Annotated in this window: 1 protein-coding gene; it reads left to right on the plus strand. The window is 56.2% G+C overall.

Going from position 1 to position 249, the window contains the following annotated elements; genetic code table 11:
* Positions 1 to 13 precede the first annotated feature (13 nt).
* A partial coding sequence (locus COZ07_RS08190) for a Tex-like N-terminal domain-containing protein (protein ID WP_406608077.1) occupies positions 14 to 249 on the plus strand: 236 nt, incomplete at its 3' end.

The raw sequence follows: 249 nt of genomic DNA on the forward strand, positions 1-249 counted from the left end.
CTGGAGGATGTAAATGAGCGACCCGTATGTGTCCAAAATTGCGGTTGAACTTGGTCTGAACGCGGCCGGCGTAGCCGCGGCTATAAACCTTTTTAAAGAAGACGCCACTATTCCCTTTATTTCCCGCTACCGCAAAGAAGCTACCGGCAACCTGGACGAGGTGGCCCTCGGCAAGATACAGGACCGCCTGGCCCGGCTGAAAGAGCTGGACGCCCGCCGGGAGGCGATAATAAAGTCGCTTACGGAGAG

This window comes from Candidatus Infernicultor aquiphilus (assembly GCF_002784285.1).
In the GTDB taxonomy this organism is placed as follows: domain Bacteria; phylum Atribacterota; class Phoenicimicrobiia; order Phoenicimicrobiales; family Phoenicimicrobiaceae; genus Infernicultor; species Infernicultor aquiphilus.